The 21,239-nt window shown below is 53.0% G+C and carries 11 protein-coding genes; 4 read left to right on the top strand and 7 right to left on the bottom strand.

What is annotated here, in order from left to right; translation table 11 throughout:
* Nucleotides 1-329: 329 nt before the first annotated feature.
* Nucleotides 330-1,229, top strand: coding sequence for a polyphosphate kinase 2 family protein (locus tag ACFPMF_RS12565; RefSeq protein WP_379845249.1), 900 nt, complete (start codon nucleotides 330-332; stop codon nucleotides 1,227-1,229).
* Between the two features lie 112 nt (nucleotides 1,230-1,341).
* Complete coding sequence (locus tag ACFPMF_RS12560) at nucleotides 1,342-3,414, top strand: ComEA family DNA-binding protein (RefSeq protein ID WP_379845247.1); 2,073 nt, start codon at nucleotides 1,342-1,344, stop codon at nucleotides 3,412-3,414.
* 47 nt (nucleotides 3,415-3,461) lie between these two features.
* Here ACFPMF_RS12560 and ACFPMF_RS12555 read toward each other — a convergent pair whose 3' ends face one another.
* From ACFPMF_RS12555 to ACFPMF_RS12540, 4 genes are all read right to left on the bottom strand, one after another.
* Entirely contained in the window at nucleotides 3,462-5,999 is a 2,538-nt protein-coding gene (locus tag ACFPMF_RS12555; RefSeq protein ID WP_379845244.1) for a hypothetical protein, read from the bottom strand.
* 133 nt (nucleotides 6,000-6,132) lie between these two features.
* On the bottom strand, nucleotides 6,133-7,272 hold the full coding sequence (locus tag ACFPMF_RS12550) for a trypsin-like peptidase domain-containing protein (protein ID WP_379845242.1): 1,140 nt from the start codon (nucleotides 7,270-7,272) through the stop codon (nucleotides 6,133-6,135).
* 1 nt (nucleotide 7,273) lies between these two features.
* Nucleotides 7,274-8,557 carry a hypothetical protein gene (locus tag ACFPMF_RS12545; RefSeq protein ID WP_379845239.1) on the bottom strand — a complete coding sequence of 428 codons (1,284 nt, stop codon included), beginning with the start codon at nucleotides 8,555-8,557 and terminating at the stop codon, nucleotides 7,274-7,276.
* 193 nt (nucleotides 8,558-8,750) lie between these two features.
* Nucleotides 8,751-11,117: an ABC transporter permease gene (locus ACFPMF_RS12540; RefSeq protein WP_379845237.1), complete on the bottom strand. Its 2,367-nt coding sequence runs from the start codon at nucleotides 11,115-11,117 to the stop codon at nucleotides 8,751-8,753.
* 186 nt (nucleotides 11,118-11,303) lie between these two features.
* On the opposite strand from ACFPMF_RS12540, the gene ACFPMF_RS12535 reads away from it, so the two are divergent.
* The gene (locus tag ACFPMF_RS12535; protein WP_379845234.1) at nucleotides 11,304-13,703 is read left to right on the top strand and encodes a mechanosensitive ion channel family protein; all 2,400 of its coding nucleotides are present in this window, start codon (nucleotides 11,304-11,306) and stop codon (nucleotides 13,701-13,703) included.
* A 29-nt stretch (nucleotides 13,704-13,732) separates the two neighbouring features.
* Here the strand turns inward: ACFPMF_RS12535 and ACFPMF_RS12530 are convergent, their stop codons facing one another.
* The 3 genes from ACFPMF_RS12530 to ACFPMF_RS12520 form a co-directional block, all read right to left on the bottom strand.
* On the bottom strand, nucleotides 13,733-16,336 hold the full coding sequence (locus tag ACFPMF_RS12530; protein ID WP_379845231.1) for an ABC transporter permease: 2,604 nt from the start codon (nucleotides 16,334-16,336) through the stop codon (nucleotides 13,733-13,735).
* A 53-nt stretch (nucleotides 16,337-16,389) separates the two neighbouring features.
* Complete coding sequence (locus ACFPMF_RS12525) at nucleotides 16,390-19,056, bottom strand: ABC transporter permease (RefSeq protein ID WP_379845229.1); 2,667 nt, start codon at nucleotides 19,054-19,056, stop codon at nucleotides 16,390-16,392.
* A gap of 75 nt (nucleotides 19,057-19,131) precedes the next feature.
* On the bottom strand, nucleotides 19,132-19,467 hold the full coding sequence (locus ACFPMF_RS12520) for a PadR family transcriptional regulator (RefSeq protein WP_379845226.1): 336 nt from the start codon (nucleotides 19,465-19,467) through the stop codon (nucleotides 19,132-19,134).
* 279 nt (nucleotides 19,468-19,746) lie between these two features.
* Between ACFPMF_RS12520 and ACFPMF_RS12515 the strand changes: the two genes are divergently transcribed.
* On the top strand, nucleotides 19,747-21,177 hold the full coding sequence (locus ACFPMF_RS12515) for a glycoside hydrolase family 125 protein (protein WP_379845223.1): 1,431 nt from the start codon (nucleotides 19,747-19,749) through the stop codon (nucleotides 21,175-21,177).
* Nucleotides 21,178-21,239 lie beyond the last annotated feature (62 nt).

The following is a 21,239-nucleotide window of genomic DNA, read 5'->3' as shown; positions in this document are numbered from 1 at the left end:
TGATTGTTGTTTTGACGATTGGCCGCACGACAACAGCGGCAGGATGGGCAGCAGTGCCATCAGCCAGGTCGTGAGGTTCTTGAGTTGCACTGGTTTGAACATAGTACGAAGCGGAAAGGTTTTATTCAACGACTACCTCAATAACAAAATCGAGTTCCCGATCTACGAATGAATCCCGCCGATGGTTTTATTGTAACAGAATCCCGTTTCAGACGGTTCGGTTTCGGTACACGGTTTTCAGGATCCGGTTCTCGGTTCCAGGAGGGCATTGTATACCAATAATCCCAAACCGTATACCAACAAACCGTATACCGAAAACCAAAAACCGCATGGCCGACGATCTGCTCCTGAAAACGGACACCTTTCGCTTTCCCGGTTCAACCAAAACCGGAACATTTTCCATCGACGACTACCCCACAAAAATCGACGATCTCTACGAAGACAAGGGACAGTACGAAACTCTGCTCAACGGTCTGACAACGGAGTTGAACGAGTTGCAGGAAAAAATGTACGCCCACAACCGCTACGGACTGGTTACCATTTTTCAGGCCATGGATGCCGCCGGGAAAGACAGCACGATTCAGCACGTCTTCTCGGGGGTCAATCCGCTGGGGTTGCGGGTTCATTCGTTCAAACGGCCAACGGACCAGGAACTGGACCACGACTTTCTCTGGCGAAACCTCGTCCGGCTGCCCGAACGCGGCACCATCGGCATCTTCAACCGCTCCTATTACGAAGAAGTGCTGGTCGTGAAAGTCCATCCCGAAATTCTGACCCAAACCCAGCGGCTCCCCGAAGAACGCACCGCCGATCTGGACAAGCTCTGGAAACAACGCTACAAGGATATTCGGAACTTCGAAACGTACCTGATCCGCAACGGTTTTCCGGTATTGAAGTTTTTCCTGAATATCTCGAAAAAAGAACAGGGCGAGCGGCTGATCGCCCGGATCGAAGACCCGTCGAAAAACTGGAAATTCGACGATCAGGACGTGGTAGAACGCGGTTTCTGGAAACAGTATCGGGAGGCTTACGAAACCGCCATCAACGAAACCGCTACGCAGAAAGCCCCCTGGTATATTATTCCGGCCGACGACAAGAAAAACATGCGGCTGATCGTGGCTAAAATTCTGGTCGAAACGTTACAACGTCTGAAAATGGACTATCCGAAGGTGAACAAACGACAGCAAAAAAGCCTGCAGGATCTGATCGACGTCATCAAAAACGAGTGATCCGGCGCACCGGGGGTATCTTCCGATCCCTTTTTCCGTCTAAGCAACTGAAAGAACGCCTTTCGGCCGGATGGGCTGTCCGGTAGTGTGCGGCCCCAGGTGCAACGACGGTTTGAAATCCCTCTTTACGATTTTTGTCCTCTACGGTTTTCTCCTGTCCGGGCCGTTCGGTGCGGCCCAGGAGTACCGTCGGCGCGAAACCAACCTGAACGCCTTCATTCAGAACCTCTTTCCCGTTCAGACCGAAGGCATTGATTACCAGACCGTCTATGAGAACCTGTACCAACTGTATGCCAATCCGCTGGATCTCAACACCCTGACCTGCGATGAACTGTCGGCTACTTATTTACTCACCGAACGGCAGCTCAACGATTTTTTCCAGTACCGCCGGGATGTCGGCCCTTTTCTGTCGGTGTACGAGTTGCAGGCCATCCCGGATTTCGATCTGCCCACGATCCGGCGGCTCTTGCCCTTCGTGACCATCGATACCCAAAACCGCTCGTTTTCGGTCCGCAACCCAACCGATCATTACCTGATCATGCGGGTAGAGCGGGTTCTGGAACAACAGAAGGGATTTTCGCCGGCCGAACCGGACCAAACGGATAACCGGCCCACGCGCTACGGCGGCAGTCGGCAACAGTGGTACTGGCGGTACCGCTACAGCCGTCCGCGTGAATTTAGTTTCGGCTTCACGCTCGAACAGGATCCCGGCGAACCGTTCCGCTGGCGCCCCTCGAACCACCAGTACGGCATCGATTACCTTTCGTTCCACGTCCAGCTGCAAAACCGGGGGCGCTGGCGGAACATCCTGATCGGGGATTATCAGTTACAAATCGGGCAGGGCCTGGTGCTGGCATCCGGTTTCTCGCTGGGCAAAGGAGCCGAAACCGTGTCGGGTGTCCGCCGGCCCTCGCTCGGTGCCCGGCCGTATACATCCCTGAGCGAATCCGGTTTTCTGCGCGGTTTGACGGCGACGTACGCCCTCAGCAAAAAATGGGACGTTACGCTGCTGGCGGCCCGAAACCGGCGCGATGGCAGTGTAGTTGAAGATCCTGAAAATCAGGAATCCAAAATCAGTTCCCTCCAAACCAGCGGACTGCACCGGACGCCATCGGAACGGGACGACCGGGCCAGCCTGCTCGAGCAGAACCTGGGTGCCCATCTGTTATACCATCCCGATCAACGGTTACACCTGGGCGCTACGGTTTTGCACACGGTTTTCGACAAGGCTTTGCAAAAACGCGATCTGCCGTATAACCGCTACGAATTCACGGGCAAAGAGAACACCGTTATCGGGCTACAGGGCACTTATATCGTTCAGAATGTCAACCTGTTCGGCGAAGCCGCCCGGTCGTCGAGCGGTGGCGTGGGCGTCGTTGCGGGCGCAGTGGCCAGCCTGACGAAGCGGCTGGATGCCGCCCTGCTGGCCCGGTATTACGACCGGAATTTTCACAGCTTCTACGCCAATGCCTTCGGCGAAAATACCCGCAACAGCAACGAACATGGGCTTTATACCGGTTTGCGGTACGTGATCTACCGCAAGCTGACGCTGGGTACTTTTGTCGATTACTTCCGTTTTCCGTGGTGGAAATACCTGGTCGATAAACCGTCGCAGGGCTATGATTATCTCATTCAGGCAACGTATACGCCCCGCAAAAAGCTGACCTTTTCCGGTATTTACCACGAAGAACACAAGGAGAAAAACCTGCCAACCGCCCGCAGCAAAACCCGGCAAACCGTCGAAACCGCCCGCAAAAACTACGCCCTGACGACGGAATACGCCCCGTCGCGCACCTGGTCGCTGCGGACGCGCGTGCAGTGGGGCGGTTTTCGGTATACCGGTTTTCCGGCGTCGAAGGGCCTGGCAATCGTGCAGGACGCTACCGCCGATTTCGGACGACTTTCCCTCAGCGGGCGACTGGCGTGGTTCAGCACCGATGATTACGATAGTCGCCAGTACGTCTACGAGCGCGATGTGCTTTCCACATTCTCGATCCCGGCCTACGCCAACCGGGGCCTCCGCCATTATCTCCTGCTGCAATACAACCTCAACAAACACCTGGACATCTGGCTGCGCTGGAGCCGCAGCGACTTCCGGCAGCAGGAAACCGTCGGCTCCGCCCTGGACGAAATTGCCAGACCGCACAAAAGCGAGGTGAAAGCGCAGCTGCGCTGGCGGTTTTGAAGGAAGAGCAAAACCGGCTTCCCTTCCCTCTTTACAGTCTGGTCGACTTACGGCTTCCTGTATTTCCGGTTATAAAAATTCAGGATTGGAATATCGACAGCCAGGGTAAAATGCCAGCGACTAGCCCGGTAGTCGAGGGTCGTATTGGCATCCGTCGTGACTTTGCGCAGAAACGGAGCCGACTGCCAGCCAAACGCCAGCGAAAGCGGGGTTTTAGCAATGCCCCACGAAACCGATAAACCGGGGGCAATAATATCCTTCAACTGGATTTTGGGAACGGAAACGATCGTATCGTTTGTAAACCGAAAAGCTGTCACGGCACCAATATCAATGATGGAAGCCAAAAGGCTGAACGAGTGATTCTGCCAGTTTCCGAAGTTCACCCTTCCCAAACTCGCCGAAATACCGACGGGTGCCCAAACCGCGTAGGAATTAAAATAAGGAGCCGGCCCTTTCGATTCGTGCCCCGCCAACACACCCGTGTAGGCATTCAAGGAAACATTAAAAACGCTTTTCCGCTTAATGCTGGACGAGCCTGCCGGGAGCGCAAACGCTTCGATGGCATCGGCCACTTCCTGCGAATTATCGGCTTCAGCCACCGTGGCGATAAAACTCCCATACATCAAAAGTTTATTCGCGATATCCTGCGCTTTCTCCTTTACCGAACTGGTTTGATCCACCGCTACCAGCCGCTTTCGGTGCCAGCGTGGCAATGTAAACTGTATTTCCTGCTCCCCTACTGGCGACGCTTCCAGGGATGTATTCCCCAAACGAAGCGAGTTTAAGGCGGCCATTAAAACATCTCTGGAAATCGGGTAAGGAAATGCACGGATTGTATTTTCTCCTTCATTAGGCAAACGTACTCCCAGGCGGTTGGATGCCGGATCCCATACGGCTTCAAGTCCGCTGTTCGACAGGTTCGCCACCAGAACATCCGGCTGATCAGACCATTGGAATTTGATTTCTTTGGCCCTTGACCGGGTCAACAAGCCAACCGTAACCTGATTATCCAGCAATGTGGCATCTCCGGTTAAATAGTTATAGACCTGAACCGCATGAACAATAGCCGCCCCGTATTTCCGACGGCTCACATCCAGACCCAACTCGGAAACGTTTCGCAATACCTGTACGGTTTTTGTAAATTTTGAATCAGGTCCGGCTTCATCTTTATTGAAGATCAGCGTTAACACCAATTGATGACCGGATTCCACCGTCTGGGTAAATTCATCAAAAAACCGGGAATAATATTCATACCCCAGCGAGTCTTTATTTTTAAGGTTTCTGGCGAGTTTGAGGGCCTCTTCCAGACTTTTCGTATGGGTGATAAACTGGCTGGCTTTGTCTAGTTTCGTATCCCAGGTCGTTACCAGGCTGGCATCAACTCGTGTCTCATCGGTTTTATACTGGATACCTTTTACGTTTTTGAACAGCATTGCGAGGTAAAACCTCCGGGCTTTCCCATCGTCAAGCAGCGCTTTGATTGTATCCGGTGTTACCCAGTAACGATCCCCTTTCCCCGACTGTAATGACTTTGACAGTTCAATATAAATTTTGGCCAGACTATCGATCCGAATGGCCGTACTCACAGTCTGTGGTATCGTAACTCCGGCAACAGTCGACAAGGGAAATTTTTCAATGGCTTTACCCGGATGCGTCCCGTTGGAGAGTTCATCATAAAAATAAAGGGATGATTTCAAGCCGGATCTAAGGTACGGTTTTCCATCAAAGTAGGTTTTAAACGTTCCTTCATCGACCCAGCGACTTAAATGAGGAGGAAGTGTACGAAGGTCTTTTTCAAAACTTGTTCGTAAACTGGTGAGGTAAGCCTCGTAGTTAAAAATTTCATCTCCTAATGCCAGCAGAGTCTGGGAGGTTTGTGGAAAGACAAGTTTCAGGTCTTTGTAGCGAGGCTCCTGCAACAGATTCCGAAACCGCTCGAAAAAGGCACTATTGAGTTCTTCTTTGGTTCGCTTGACCAGAAAACGGGCCAGCCCATCCACAAAGGTTGTTACATCCAAGCCCCCGACGGCCGATATCGCATTCGAAACAATGTCGGCTTTTTGCTTATTCGTCAGAGTGATGCCGGTTGTGGTGGGAAATTCGCCGAAGAAAGGTGTACTGGCGTCGATCTTGTAATGGTCTTTGATCAGGTCACTGAACTTAACGGCATCGCTCCGGCCGCTTTTAATCAACCAGCTGAGTTTGAGAGCATCGGGAATAATGAATCCGGACGGTTTAAGCGAATCCGGTGCCGCCGTTCCGCCCGGGTTGCCCCCAGTCCCTCCACCAGGCGGGGGTACCGTTGGTATAAATTGAAGGATCAATCTAATTTTGAATCCCGCTTCGGCGGAAAAAGCGGCTGATAATGACTGCGGATCGGTAGCTTTCGCATTGCGGGCCAGGGCATTTATGATCGTAAACAAATCTTCATTGGAGTTATCATTGAGCGTTATGAATGAATTGTCGACCACCTGAACCGGATCAATCGGTTTTCCATCCGCGGCCGCGCCTTCGTGTTTGAAATGCAACGTGTTTGTTCCAGCCGGAAGTCCGGTTATCAGAATCTTCAGTTCTTGTTTTGGCATATAAGGAATCGTCTGGCTGAGCTTATCAGCGCTAAAGGTGACCGAAACCGGTGGAGTCTGCGCAGACGCAAGTGTTCCAACAAAAAGTAAGCAGTAGAGATAGTATTTCATAATTTGATAGGTATAATGATTATCAGGCTATTCCTTTTAGATTAAGACGTTCGAGAATCACCGCGATGGGAATGACATAACTAAAGGTGGTTAGGTCCGATGCCATGAGGATACCGATCAATTGCCTGCCGTCTTCGGTGAACACCGGACCGCCGGAATCCCCTTTCTCCGCTTTCAGCCGGAGCTGAATGACATCAAGAAAAACATGATCCAGATCGCTGACTGCCGGCGTAATCGCGAACAGCGACTCAATCGTACCACGGACCATTCCTTTAGAAGCGGCTCCGGCCAAAACTACTGCCACCTGATGAGGCTGAAAATTCGTGAACTGGTTTCGAAACTTGACCCCGGAAAAAGGTTGCCCATCCGCCAAGCGATTGGTAATGGTATCGTTTTGCAATAACACTTTCGCACAGTCTGTAAAACTGTCGAACTGCCCGCTTAACAACCGCCCAACTACCTGTCCGTTACATTCAACCGCCCGGTCTTGTGGCCGGTCATATTCGTCGCTGGCCACCAAACTAAACTGCTTGTTTTGCAGACGATCGGCGCATAAAACATGATAGTTCGTTACCAGATACGTTGAAAAACCATTGGTTGCCACAAAGCCTAACGTTCCGACTTCATTGTATGGCACTGGTTTGGTTATTGCTCCGCCGGGCGAACACAGAGCGGTTGGTTGTGCTTCGCGCACATCAACAGGAATCACAAATCCTTTATAAAGCAACTGGGTTGGTAATCGCTCTTGGGGATTCGTCATTTTTTGCTTGACAAAAATGACCAGGTTATATTCCGGCAGAAAAGCCCCGGCTACCTGCTTATGGGTGATGGCTAAGGCCGTAATTTCCGGAAACCGCTTCAATAAAACCGGACTGTAGTAATTCATGGCCTGTCGGCATACAGCGACCTGTTCATCGAGTAAAAGGTTTATATAAGCGTCCGGCTTTCCGACAAATTCAATCGAATCCACGCCCCCGCTCCAGTAAAAGAGCCCATCCGTAGCGTGGTACCAGATGGTGTTCCCATCCAGTTCCTTGCCAAACACAATGTCGTTGACCTCAATGGTCTCCCCGGCTTTGGCATAGCTTTTGGCCGGAACTTCATTGGTGGGAGCCGGACGACGGTATACGTTTTTATCGAGCAGTAACCTGATTGGTTTCATCTCAGCCGACGATCGTTAAATTTCTGGATTCGGCCGTCGTCACCGGGGTGTTTGGTTCATCTTTTCGAACCATTCGCCGAACCGTAATCAGTTTGCTCAACAGGTCGTACCAGAATGGCGCCCCCAGCGAAACCGCCAACGCCGTTAACGCCCAACCAAAAAAACCGCGCTTCATATAATCCCACCAACTGCCTATCCAACTCTTTCCCTTTCCCCACAACGTTCCGTCGTTCCGGCTTTCCCGGATCTGCTTGCCCATTCCCAGAATATCCTGTACGCGCCCGGCATCTTTCCGGATGCTGTCTTTGATGGCCAGATCCTGGCGGGTGAGCGTATCGAGCCGAGTAATGAGTTTTTTGCGCTGGTTGGTGTCCGGGAGCGGAACGACCTTCAATTGATCGACTAATTGCTCGTATTCATCCTGCCGACTGACCGCCATCTGCACCAATTGCTCCCGCGCTTTTTTATCCTTTGACAGAATTTTGGTGATGGCGATAATGTCTACATTGAACTGGTAGGCCAGAAAAAAACCGATGAAAATCAGCAGAATCTGTGCTTGCCGCTGGTACCAGGCACCGGCGGTTTGCATGGTTTCGTCAAACCATCGTTCCAGCAAAATCCGAAATTGAATCGTATCGTGCCGGGCATCCTGAAAAAGCCGCCGAAGCTGCTTCAGCGTATCAGGCTCAACCAGTAACAGGTTGTTATCCAGCACATTGCGAATCATTTCCGATTCACTTTGCATACGACTATCGAATGGAGCAGACAGGTACGTGGGATCAATCGTTTTAAATAAGGCATGCATTAACGCTTCCGACGTCTTGATTTCCCCGGTTTGCAGGGCGGTTTTGATCGAATCCGGAATCTGACTGCCAGCCTGCGAAGAGTGTTCCGCCAGCGATCGGCTTCGCAGCAACTGCACGATCGTCTGGGAAAAGGTTGTCGGATAAATGTAGCTAGGTTTGCTGCGAATACTATTCTCACCGAGGTAACGAATAGACGGGGCCTCGTAAAACCGGCTTAAAAAGGTGCCTTTCTGGATCGGCCTGAAGAAGTATAAAATATCCCGGCCAAACTCAATCAGCCAGGTCCAGGGGGTTGGGTTTCTTGCTTTGCCATCGGCCGGTTCATCCTGGAGCATCCGGCGCAACGCCCGCACCAGGTTCCGGGCCCGGAGGCTGAACATCTTGGCGACAATTTCCAGCAAAATGGACGCCAGTAAACTGTAAATCAGGAAAATAAAAATAAGCCCAATGGCAACATCGAGGGCGGCATTATCAAACATGAAGTAGGGTGGGTTTAGACGCGTGCTACAAAATTCCGTATTGCAGAAAGTGTAATCAACGGGAAATACCCCCTTTTCCAACTGCCTTTTGTCTGGTATTCGCCGATTGTCTAATTACCTTATTTCATTTCAATCTCAATAACGATTTTTTACTGAACGGTTACAAAAAAAGGGGGTCGCTCGCGTCATTTCTTCACTCGCTCCGCAGACTTTTCACCGGATTCATCAGGGCTGCTTTGAGGCTTTGGAACGAAACCGTCAGAAAGGCAATCAACAGCGACAGAAAACCGGCCAGGGCGAACACCCAGCCACTGATTTCCACCTGGTACGCAAATCCCTGAAGCCACTGGCGCATCACGTACCAGGCCACCGGCGAGGCAATGACGATGGCGATTACCACCAGTTTCAGAAAATCCCGCGACAGCAGTGCCACCACGCTGGCGACCGACGCCCCCAGCACTTTCCGGACGCCGATTTCTTTCGTCCGCTGCTCGGCCATGAACGCGGCCAGCCCGAACAGCCCCAGACAGGCAATGAAAATCGCCAGAGTCGCAAAAATGGTCGAGAGGGTTCCGACGACGGTTTCGCTGCGGTAGGTCCTCTGGTATTCGGCATCGACAAACGAATAGGTGAACGGAAATTTCGGGTTTAGTTTCTGACAAAGGGCTTCCAGACTCGCCAGTGCCGGCCGCGTCTGGCCGGGCTGGGTCCGAATCAGCAGGTTGCCGTAATGGTTATCGGCCAGGCGAATGATCAGTGGTCGGATGGGTTCGTGCAACGAGTTAAAATGAAAATCCCGGAGCAAACCGATAATTTTTCCCGGTTTTCCCCAGAAGATCAGCGGTTGGCCGACCGGATTTGAGTAGCCGATCCGTTTGGCGGCCGCTTCGTTGATGAGGTAATTGCTCGAATCGGTCCGAAAAGCCGGGGAAAAATCCCGGCCTTGCCGGAACGTCAGCTTCATGGTTTTGGCAAAATCATAACCAACCGCCGAGTTATGGAACGAAATGGCTGCGTTGGGATCTTTACCCGGCCAGGTGACGCTTTCCGTGGTGCTGCCATTCCGCAACGGATTGCCGTTCGTCTTCGTCACCGACTGAATGCCCGCCATCCGCAGGAGTTCCTGCCGGACCACGGGGTAGTTTCTGGCCAATTCTCCTTCCAGCGGAATTGTGATCAGGTTCTCCCGGCTATACCCCAGGTTCTTGCGCTGGATATAGTCCAGTTGCTGATAAATCACCACGGTGCCGACAATCAATAGCATCGACAGGGTGAATTGAAAAACGACCAGCCCGCGCCGGAACAACTGCGCCCCGGCCCCAAACCGCAGGGTGCCTTTCAGCACCCGCACCGGATGAAGCGACGACAGAAAGAGCGCCGGATAACTGCCCGCCAGCAAGCCCATCCCCAGCCAGAGCGCCAGCGTGATGGCCCAGAAAACCGGCTGATCAACCGGCAACGCCAGTTGTTTATCCGTTAACTGGTTGAAAAAAGGCATGAATAGCTTGACCAGGCTGAGCGCGATCAGCACGGCAAACAGGGTCAGTAGGAGCGCTTCCCCGATAAACTGCCCCATCAGGGCCGAACGGGCCGCGCCCACGACCTTCCGGACGCCCACCTCCCGCGCCCGCTTGACCGACCGGGCCGTGGCCAGATTCATGAAATTGACGCCCGCAATCAGCAACAGAAAAACCGCCACCACGGCCAGCAGTTGCACGTATTCGATCCGCCCGCCATCGAGAAAACCGTCTTTAAAACTGGAATACAGGTGCGCATCGGTTTCGGCCTGCAAAAAGAGATTGATGTAAAAGGTCGGGCCAAAATCCGTATTGCGCCCTTTCAGAAACCACTTGAGTTTGGCATCGACCTGCGCTACGTTCGCATCCGGCCGGAGCAGAACCCGGGTTTTCGGACCACCATTGGTCCAGTCCGTCAGCCAGGGTTCGCGCTGGAGAAAAGCCGCCCAGCTCAGCAGAAAATCATATTTTTCAGGGTCATTGGCTGGAAGGTTTTCAAAAACCGCCGTGACCTGATAGTCGTTGCCGTTGTCGAACCGAATCGATTTGCCGAGCGCATTCTGGGGCGTTGCGAAATAAATTTCGGCCAGCTTGCGCGAAATAGCCACCCCATTGGGCGATTGAAGGGCCATCGCGGGCGTACCGGCCAGCAGCGGAATACTGTACATGTTAAACCAGTCGGCCCCGGCAAAACAACCGGTCTGCCGGATTGCCTTGTCGCCCACCGTCAAAACGTGCCCTTCTTCCCACGAAAAACCGGCGGCATACACCACCTCCGGAAACTCTTTCTTGAGTTCATCGGCCAGCAAACCGGGGGTGTCGTCGTCTGCCACCACTTTCCCGTCCGTATACTCCCGCTCCATGATCCGGTATAACTGCGCCGAATGCGCATACTGCCTCCCAATGCTCAGTTCGTCGCGAATCCAGAGAAAAATAAGCAGACTCGCCGTCATGCCGAGCGCCAGTCCGAGAACGTTGATGGCGGAAAATAATTTGTTGCGAATCAGATTGCGCCAGGCAACCGTACCATAATTCCGGATCATAGTAGGTTTCGGGAAATAGGGTGGAACAGTTTTAAAAACCGCTTATGATGGATAGACACCTAAGTTGCCCGCCCCCCTCCTTCCTGGCCCGGTTTTGCTCACCGAATCTAACAATTCCGGCTTTTGGCAGTATTTACTACGAACACAATCTGCACAAAAGAAATGAGTGCATGAAACCGTGGTGGCATGAAGAGGTTCATAAACAGTCGATTAAAATACGCATTACTCTTTAAAAAAGCACTGGCTGTCAGCCCTTTGCTTTTCAGTCTTTTTTTCCTGCCAACAATTCTCCCCGCCCAGCCAACCGCCGAAAAAAGCCGGGTCGACAGTCTGCCGATTATTCCGCAACCCGGCATTCCGGTCGATAGCATCATTGCGCGGCTGGAGAAAGGTCACACGGCCCTGAACGACATCAGCAACCGAACCCGCCGGGGATTCAGTACGTGGCAAATCGAAAATAACCTGCCGGAAGTGCAATCGTACGTCAAAACGATCCGCACCAACCTCAACCTCTACCGCAAGGTGCATGACATGAAAAACATGCTCATGTTTCAGGTGTTGCTGGAAGACATGCAAACGCGGCTCAAGGTCTGGCGGGAAACGCTGTCGGGCTACGAAAAACAGTTGTCCGAGATGAATGGGCAACTGATTTCGCTGGCGCGCGATTCGACGCTCGTGTTACCCGCCGACAGTAGTTACCGAGTGTTGTATTTCAGTTCGCTGAAGGAGCTACGGCAGCAGTGGATTCAGGCCAGCGAAGCCACCAACCAGAACCTGACCCGGATCAACAAGCTCCAGGCTGCGGTCTCCGACGGCTATTTTGAAACCGCCGAACTGACCAACCTCGTCAACGAACGCATCCGGGAGTTCAACGTCAAGATCAGCGGCCAGGAAACGGATTTTATCTGGGCAATTCCGCAGGATACAGGTACCGACGACCACCTGGACCATCTGGTCAAGCGTTCGTACGAAGGGCAGCGCGACCTGCTGGCGTATTATTTCAACCGCAGCGCCGGAACCTGGATTTACATGCTGGTCATCGGGGCGGTTTTTTTTGCCTGGGTCTACCGCAGTTTCAGCATCATCGACAGCCACGGCCAACGGGACGCTGTCCGGAAAGAACTCAACATCCGGTACCTCCGCTCCATTCCGGTTTTTTCGGTGCTGGTGGTCGTGTTCAACTTCGCGCCGTTTTTCGATCTGCGTCCCCCGGCGGTCTACGTCGAGCTGATGCAATTCGTTCTCTTGCTGGCCCTGACGGCCCTGTTTTTCCGGACCTGGCCCCGGCAGTTATTCCTCTACTGGCTGGCCATTGTGGCGCTGTATTTGCTGGTCATCATCACCCGGTCTTCCATCATCGACCCCGGCATCGGCTTTCGGCTCTGGCTGCTGCTGCTCAATGCGGTTTCGGTCGTGTTCGGTTTTTTATTCCTGTTCCGGATTCGCAAAGTCCTGTCGCTGACGGGCTTTGTCAAACAGGTATCAATCCTGTACATCATCCTGAACGGACTGGCCGTATTCTGCAACCTGTTCGGCCGGATTAGTCTGGCCAAAATCTTCTCAACGGCTTCGATTTATGGCCTGACGCAGGCCGTTGGGCTCTTTACGATGATTCAGATCATCCACGAAGCCTTTGCGTTGCAGGTCGTCAGCGGCAAACTGACGCAGGGCATCGCGTCCCGGTTTAATTACAAAAAACTAAAAATCGGTTTGCAACGGTTTCTGAGTATTGTGGCTATCATTGCCTGGCTGATTATTTTCACCAACAACCTGTACGTTTACAACACGACCTATAACGTCGTTACCGACTTTCTGGCCACCGAGCGAACCGTTGGCAGCACCACGTTCACCTGGGGCAACATCGTCCTTTTCTTTCTGGTGCTGTACCTGTCGGGCCGGATCCGGAAGTACATCGGTTATTTCTTCGGCGAAACCGAAGATGAAATTGGCGGCAGTATCAACAATACCGACTCGCGGCTGGTGATGATCCGGTTGTTCATGCTCATCGGCGGTTTTCTGTTCGCCATTGTCGCATCCGGGATTGGCCTGGACAAGGTGACGGTGATAGTCGGGGCACTGGGCGTCGGCATCGGGCTGGGGCTTCAGAACATCGTCAACAACCTGGTTTCGGGCATTATTCTCATTTTCGACAAACCCTTCCAAATCGGTGATTTCATTGAAATTGCCAGCAAAAAAGGGCGCGTGAAAACCATCGGCATCCGTTCCAGCCGCCTGCTGACGACGGAAGGCTCGGAAGTGATCATCCCCAACGGCGATCTGCTGTCGGGGCAGGTGATCAACTGGACCATCAATCACAAGGCCAAACGCATCGAACTGACGATCAGGGCCGATGCCGAGCACGAACTCAGCGAGTTGAAAAAGCTCATCCGGGAGGAAATCACCAAACATCCGACGACCGTCAAGCGGCAACAACCCGAAATTTTCCTCTCGACAATCACGAACGACGCCATCGAGCTGAAAGTCCGGGTCTGGATCAATTCCGTCAGCAAAGAAGACCAGTTCCGCAGCGAAGTCCTGCTGAGCCTCTACCGGCGGTTTAAGGAAGCGGGCATTAAGATGATGTGAGAGGATGGAAAGTCCCCGGCCTCCGCACGTTATTCGCTCCGCAAACTCTTCACCGGATTTACCAAGGCGGCTTTGATGCTTTGAACACTCACCGTTAGTAAGGTAATCAGCAGAGCGCCCAGGCCCGAAACCGCAAAAATCCACCACGAAATCTCGGTCCGGTATTCGTAATGCTGGAGCCAATCCGACAGCACGTAATACGCCAGGGGTGCCGCAAGGCAAAACGCCACTGCCAGCAGCAGCACAAACTCATGGGAGAGCAGGCGCCAGATCGTAAAAACCGACGCGCCCAGCACCTTCCGAATGCCAATTTCCTTCGTGCGTTGCTCGGCCATAAATGACGCCAGCCCAAACAAACCCAGGCAACTGATCAGGACGGCCAAGCCGGCAAAGACGCCCGCGATCCGGCCAATGCGTTCCTCACTGCCAAACTTCCGGCCATATTCCTCATCCACGAATTTATACTCAAACGGAGCCGCTGGATTGTAGCTACGGAACACCTGCTCCACGTTCGCCAGGGCTTCACGGGTGGGCCGTTGCGGAGCCAGTTTGATATTGATCACGTTGACGGACCGGTAGCCCAGCGCAAAAAACGACGGATTGACCGGTTTAAACGGGTCTTCCTTGATCATATCCCGGATGACACCAATTACGGTATAGGGACGCCCGCTACGCCGGATAATTTCACCGATCGGTCGTTTAAAGCCCATCAGTTTAACAGCCGCTTCGTTCAGAATGATGGCCGACGAATCGGTAGAGAAATCCCGGGAAAAATCGCGCCCGGCCAGGACCTGCCAGCCGACGGTTTTTCCGTAGTCATGCGTGACGAAATTCGACATCACCAGCGGTGTCGTATCCGGTTCTTTCCCTTTCCACGAAAAATCCGTTGTTCCGCCGTACTGAACGGTTACGGAGCCCGACGACTGCGACATTTCCTCGACAGCCCCGGTATTGAGTAAATCACGGCGAAGCGTCTCGTAATGCCCGTAGAGTTCGGGCGTATTCATGTTTACTTCGATCAGTCCGTTGCGGTTATACCCCACCGAGCGGTTTTTGGCGTGTTCGATCTGGCGAAAAACGATGATCGTGCCAATCATCAGCGTGACGGAAACCGTAAATTGAAACGCCACCAGCACCTGGCGCGGAATGGTAGCCAACCGGCTGGCCCGGAGCGTGCCCTTCAACACCCTGACGGGTTGGAACGACGACAGATACAGCGCCGGATAACTGCCCGCAATCAGGCCGGTAAACAGACTGAACCCGAGCCCGGCCAGCCAGAACCAGCGATTCGACCACAAAATGGCCAACTTTTTTTCCGAAACCTCATTAAAAAACGGCAACGCCAGTTGCACGAACACAAACGCCAGGACAAATGCTAGCAACGCCATCAGCAGCGATTCGCTGAAAAACTGCGCGATCAGCTGACTCCGCACCGACCCGACGGCTTTCCGAATCCCGACTTCCTTCGCGCGCTTTTCGGAACGGGCCGTGCTGAGGTTCATGAAATTGATGCAGGCCAGTACCAGCACGATGAAGCCGATGGCGCCAAAGAGCCAGACAAACACAATGGTCCCGCCGGTATTGACACCATCTTTAAAATCCCGGTACAAATGCCACTTGCTCATCGGGTGCAGGAAAAACTCGGGTTTGTAGCGCGGTGGATTGTCGCGTTTCATCCGAACATCCTTTATTTTGGCCGAAACCGCATCAAAACCCGCCCCCGGCTTGAGTTGGACATACACCTGATACGAGTTGGAATCCCATTCGTTCCGGTCGCGTTTGGCTCCGTCATCGATGGCAGCGAACAACTTCCAGGGAGCCAGAAAAAAGGCATCTTTGAAGGTACTGTTGTCGGGGAAGTCTTCGTAAACACCAACTACGCGGACCGATTGTTTATTATCCAGTTTGACCAGTTGGTTGAGCGGATTTTCGTCGCCAAAAATGGCTTCCGCGACGGATTCCGAAAGCAGAATTGCATTGACATCATCCGGTCCGAAACGGCTCCCTTTCAGCAGGTCAAGCGAGAAAATGCGCATAAAATCCGGTTCAACGTAATGGCCGGTTCGGGCAAATTTCTGATCGTCTGATGTCAGGACCGCTTCCCGAAAAACTGATAGACTAACCGATTCAAAATCCGGGTACTTGTTCCGAAGTTCGGCCGCCAGCGGAATCGGCATGACATCGTACGATGATTTTTCGGAGCCAAATGACACAAACTGCCAGAGCATACCAATGCGGTCGTAGTTTTTGTGGTGTCGGTCGAAGGACAATTCGTCATACACCCACAACCCGATCAACATCGCGACGGCCATGCCCGACGCCAGCCCAAAGATGTTAATGAAGGAATACACCCGGTTTTTGGCCAGGGTACGAAAAGCGATTTTGAGATAGTTTCGTAACATGTCCGTATGGATTGGCTCGGGAAATTCCGAAGGTCGTCGTCTGATAAATTCGGGTCGCACATACGCCAGCAGATCCCGCCAGTACCGCCGTCGGGCCCGGGCTTCGCCCAATTGCTCAACCTGTCGCAAAAACCGCTCATGCCGGTCGCCCAGCACCTCCTCGCGCAGGTGGGGCGCCACCAGCCAGGTCAGCAGTCGGTCAGCAAAGCGGGGCGGTTTTCTGTTTTGCATAGGGTAAGGGCGTTGGGCAGCGGGATAGGAGGCCGGGGTTCTTTACGCCCATTTTATTCACTTCGCAACGATTTCACCGGATTCACCAGCGCGGCCTTAATTGCCTGATAACTGATTGTCAGCAAGGCGATGGCAATGGCTAAAGCGCCCGCAGCGACAAAAATCCACCATTCGACGTTGATGTGGTACGCAAATTCGCCCAGCCATTGACTCGTAGCCCACCAGGCCACCGGAAAGGCAATGCCATTGGCAATCAGAACCAGTTTCAGGAAGTCTTTGGAAAGCAAAGCCGTGAGATTCAGCACACTCGCCCCCAATACTTTCCGAACCCCGATTTCTTTAACCCGCTGCTCGGCGGCATACGTCGCCAATCCAAAAAGTCCTAAACAGGCGATAAAAATCGTGGACAGGGCCACCCAAATCAGCAGGGTCTGACGACGCTGGTCTTCGAGGTAAAACCGGGCGAGTTGCTCGTCAAGAAAATGATATTCAAACGTATGCGTCGGGTCGATTGTTGCCATGGCCGCTTCCATTCGTTTCAGCGTAGCCGGTATATTTCCTCCTTCAATTCGGGCGGTATAATAATCGATCTGCTGCACCGGGTTGTTCTGGTAGGCCAGCACCATGGGCGAGATCTTTTCCCGCAATGATTGGAAATGAAAGTCCTTCACAATGCCAATCACCCGGGCCCGAAACGGCTGGTTCGACTCGTTCAGGGGGGTGAAATCGCCCCCAAACGACCAGGACGGAATCTCGACCAACTGACCGGATGGTTGACTGATATTCAAGGCTTTTGCTGCGGTTTCGTTCAGCAAAACCGCAGAAGAATCCGCCGGGCTGGTAAAATTTCGCCCTTGCAAAATCCGAACCTCGAAGGTTTTGGCGAAATTCACATCGACTCCGATCAGGTAAGAAATTTTGTAATCTTCGGTGCTCCCCTGGGATTTAATTTTCACCATTCGGATCTGTTTCCATTCACCCGGCACGCGGGACGTCACCGATACGTTTTTTACATCCGACAACCTGGCCAGTTCCGTTTTCATCGCGTCGGCTTCTGTCCGCGCTTTTTCGCTGTTGATGTCCACCACCACCAGCAGATCTTTCCGGAACCCTAAATCCTTATTGCTGGTGTATCGAATTTGCAGAAACAGTACGATGGTTGCGATCATAATCACGACGGAAACCGTAAACTGAAAAACCACCAGCCCTTTTCGCAACGACAAGTTACTTTTGCTTTGAATTTTCAAGCTTTTCAACAAAACCACCGGCTTGAAATTTGACAGCAACAAGGCGGGATAACTACCTGAAACAAAACCGGTAACGAGTAGAACAAGAATGGTATACAACCAGATCCGGTAATCGGTCTGAAGATTTAATGAGAGTTGTTTGCCCGTAAATTCATTGAAAGCGGGCTGCAGCAGGTTGACCAGGATGACGGCCAGTATAAAGGAAAGCAGGGTAACCAGTAGGGATTCCACCAGAAACTGCCAGACTAACTGACTCCGGAAGGCCCCACTGGCTTTCCGCACACCAATTTCTTTTGCGCGGTTGGAAGCCCGGGCGGTTGCCAGGTTCATGTAGTTGATGCAGGCAATCAACAATACAAAAATCGCTACAACAGCAAAGACTTTGACGAACAGCAGCATTCCCTGCCCCATCGCTTCCACGTTGGAATTGCGGGCCGCATCGATGATATTTTCAGAGTACAGGTGTATGTCGGCCAGCGGTTGCAGACTGAACGCCACTGATGTACCAATTTCGGGTTTAAAATTGGCATACAGCAGCGCGGTAATCTTTTTGGCTACCGTTTCCGCAGTGGTGTTTCCTTTCAGCAAGGCAAAAACCATAAATTCATTCGAATACCAATCAGCCTGACTCCGGCCCTGCTGGCTGTTCAGGGAAATCATCGAATTGAAATCAAAACTTGAATTCCGGGGATGGGTTTTCAGGACCGCTGTTACTTTCAGGGGGGTGTCGGTAAAACTAAACTTAAGAGTTCGACCGGCAACTTTGGTGCTTTTGAAAAGCCGTTGGGCCAGTTCTTCCACAATAATGATCGAATTGGGTTCCTTCAGGGCCGTTTTGCTATCGCCATCAACCACCTCAAAATCAAATATTTCCAGCAGACTCTGGTCAGCAAAGGCAACTGTCTCCTGAAATTTGGCCTGGGTTTCGGGATTGATTAGATCAGCCCGCCCCGCCCGGTTCATGCGCGCCGTATTTTCGATTTCGGCAATCTGCCGTTTGGCTTCTTCGGCCAGTGTATAACTGGCCGCTGCCACGTTAAACTCTTCCGTCTTTGTCTTCCTGTGTTCAACAATTCGGTAAATACGGTTCGTTTTGCCGTGTTGCTGATCAAACGTTAATTCATCGAACAAGTAAAGCCCAATGAGTAAAAAACAAGTGATACCGAATGTCAAACCGGCCACATTAAGGACGGTATATAGCTTGTTCCGGATCAGCGTTCGAATCGTGATTTTGAGATAGTTTCGTAACATGTCCGTATTTGTTGGGTTGGAATACGCATCAGGTTGCCGTTTGAGAAAAGCGGGTCGGAGGTACGCCAGCAGATCCCGCCAGTAGCGTCGTCGGGCCCGTGCTTCACCCAGTTGCTCAACCTGTCGCAAAAACCGCTCATGCCGGTCGCCCAGCACCTCCTCGCGCAGGTGGGGCGCCACCAGCCAGGTCAGCAGTCGGTCAGCAAAGCGGGGCGGGGTCATAAGAATGATGCGTTGAACAATGCAATTAGAATTCGGTAAATCGAGCGAGAGGTCGTAGCCAGTAACGCTTCACTTCTAACTCCACTCCAGCAGCGTCGGGGGCACAATGCGCTCCCAGAGCCGGTTTCGGACCGCACGAACTTCCGTCAGGACCCGACCACCCAGGGCGGTGACCGTAAACAGCCGCTTTCGGCGACCGCCCCGCTCGGCCGTGGCCTCGCCCAGCACCGACGTGACGTAGCCTTTCTGCTCCAGCCGTTGCAGAGCCGCGTGAACCGCCCCCGTACTGACGGCCTGGCCGGTTTCCCGTTCGAGTTCTTCCGCGATCACCACCGAATAAGCCGTTGGTACCATCACGGCCACCGTCAGTAAAACCACTTCTTCAAATTCACCTAAATCACTGCGTCGCATGAGCTGAAGATCAGTGTAGTTAAGAGTCTTATTTATTTCTTCTATTTCCGTATATCAAATCCCTTGCCAGGCAGAAAAAACCGCGTTTTTAGAGTATAAAGAGGCATTTCTCAAAACCGCCTTGATGAATCTGTCCGATTATGGACAATTCCTGTACGCATCTGGACAGAGGGCGAACTGGCCCGACGGCCGTCGGTTCGAAGCAATAAATTTCTACTTTTGATGAATCGAAATCCGGATTGGACTACCAGGCCCGGTCGCGAAAATTACCAACTACCTATGAATCGTCGTCATTTCATCCAACAAACAGCGGCCGCCAGCGCCGGAATTGCCTTGGGTTCTCCCGCGGCTTTTGCGACCAGCGACCCCGCCTTCCCTACCGTCCGCGTAGCCCCCGACAAACGAAATTTCACCAGTGCCGCCGTCGAACGGGCGATTGAGCGCGTCAAGAAAACTGTCAAAGACCCCGAACTGGCCTGGCTGTTTGAAAACTGCTTTCCGAACACGCTCGACACCACCGTGCAATTCAGCGAAGCGGGCGGCAAACCCGATACATTCGTCATTACGGGCGATATCGACGCCATGTGGCTGCGCGACAGCACCGCCCAGGTCTGGCCGTACCTGTCGCTCACGAAAGAAGATGAACCGCTGCGGAAACTGATTGCGGGCGTGATTCGTCGGCAGACGCAGTGCATCCGGCTCGACCCCTACGCCAACGCTTTTTATGCGGACCCGACGAAAGAAGGCGAATGGAAGAAAGATATTACCGCCATGAAACCGGGCTTGCACGAACGCAAGTGGGAGCTGGATTCGCTTTGTTACCCAATCCGGCTGGCCTATCATTACTGGCAAACCACCGGCGACACCAGCCCGTTCGACGCCGACTGGGCCGACGCGATGCGGCTGATTCTGAAAACCTGCCGCGAGCAGCAACGCAAAACCAGCGTGGGGCCGTACAAATTCGGTCGCGAAACCGCCTGGTCGACCGATACCGTACCGGGCAATGGCTACGGCAACCCCACCCGACCCGTGGGGCTTATCCACAGCATTTTCCGCCCGTCGGACGATGCCACGGTTTTCCCGTTTCTGGTGCCGTCCAACTGGTTTGCGGTGGTTTCGCTACGGCAGGTGGCCACGATGGCCGATAAAATCCGGCCCGATGCGGCTTTCGCGAAAGAATGCCGGGCGCTGGCCGACGAGGTGGAAAAAGCCCTGAAGCAGTATGCGATTTACACCCACCCCAAATATGGCAAACTATACGCAATGGAAGTCGACGGTTTTGGCAATCATCTGTTGCAGGACGACGCCAACGTGCCGAACCTGATCTCGCTGCCCTATCTGGGCGCGATGCCAGCCAGCGACCCGATTTACCGGAACACCCGCCGGTTTTCGCTCAGCGCCGACAATCCGTATTATTTCAAAGGGAAAGCCGCCGAGGGCATCGGCAGTCCGCACACGCTGGTGGACAACATCTGGACGATGAGCCTGACCATGCGGGCGCTAACCTCCACCGACGATCAGGAAATTCTGGCGCAGCTCCGGCAGTTGAAGAAAACCCACGCGGGCACCGGTTTCATGCATGAATCGTTCGACAAAAACGACCCGGCGAAGTTCACGCGCAAGTGGTTTGCCTGGGCTAACACGCTGTTCGGCGAACTGGTGCTGAAAGTGGTGAACGAAAAACCGCAGTTGGTAAGCAAACCGTTGTAACGGGCTTGAAAAGAAAGTTATTACACAGGGTTCATCAGAGGAGATCAGGAGTTTCTTTCTCT

The sequence above is a fragment of the Larkinella bovis genome (assembly GCF_042655385.1).
Classification (GTDB): Bacteria; Bacteroidota; Bacteroidia; order Cytophagales; family Spirosomataceae; genus Larkinella; species Larkinella bovis.
Note: the sequence above shows the minus strand (reverse complement) of the source record. Positions and strands in the feature narration are given on the sequence as shown.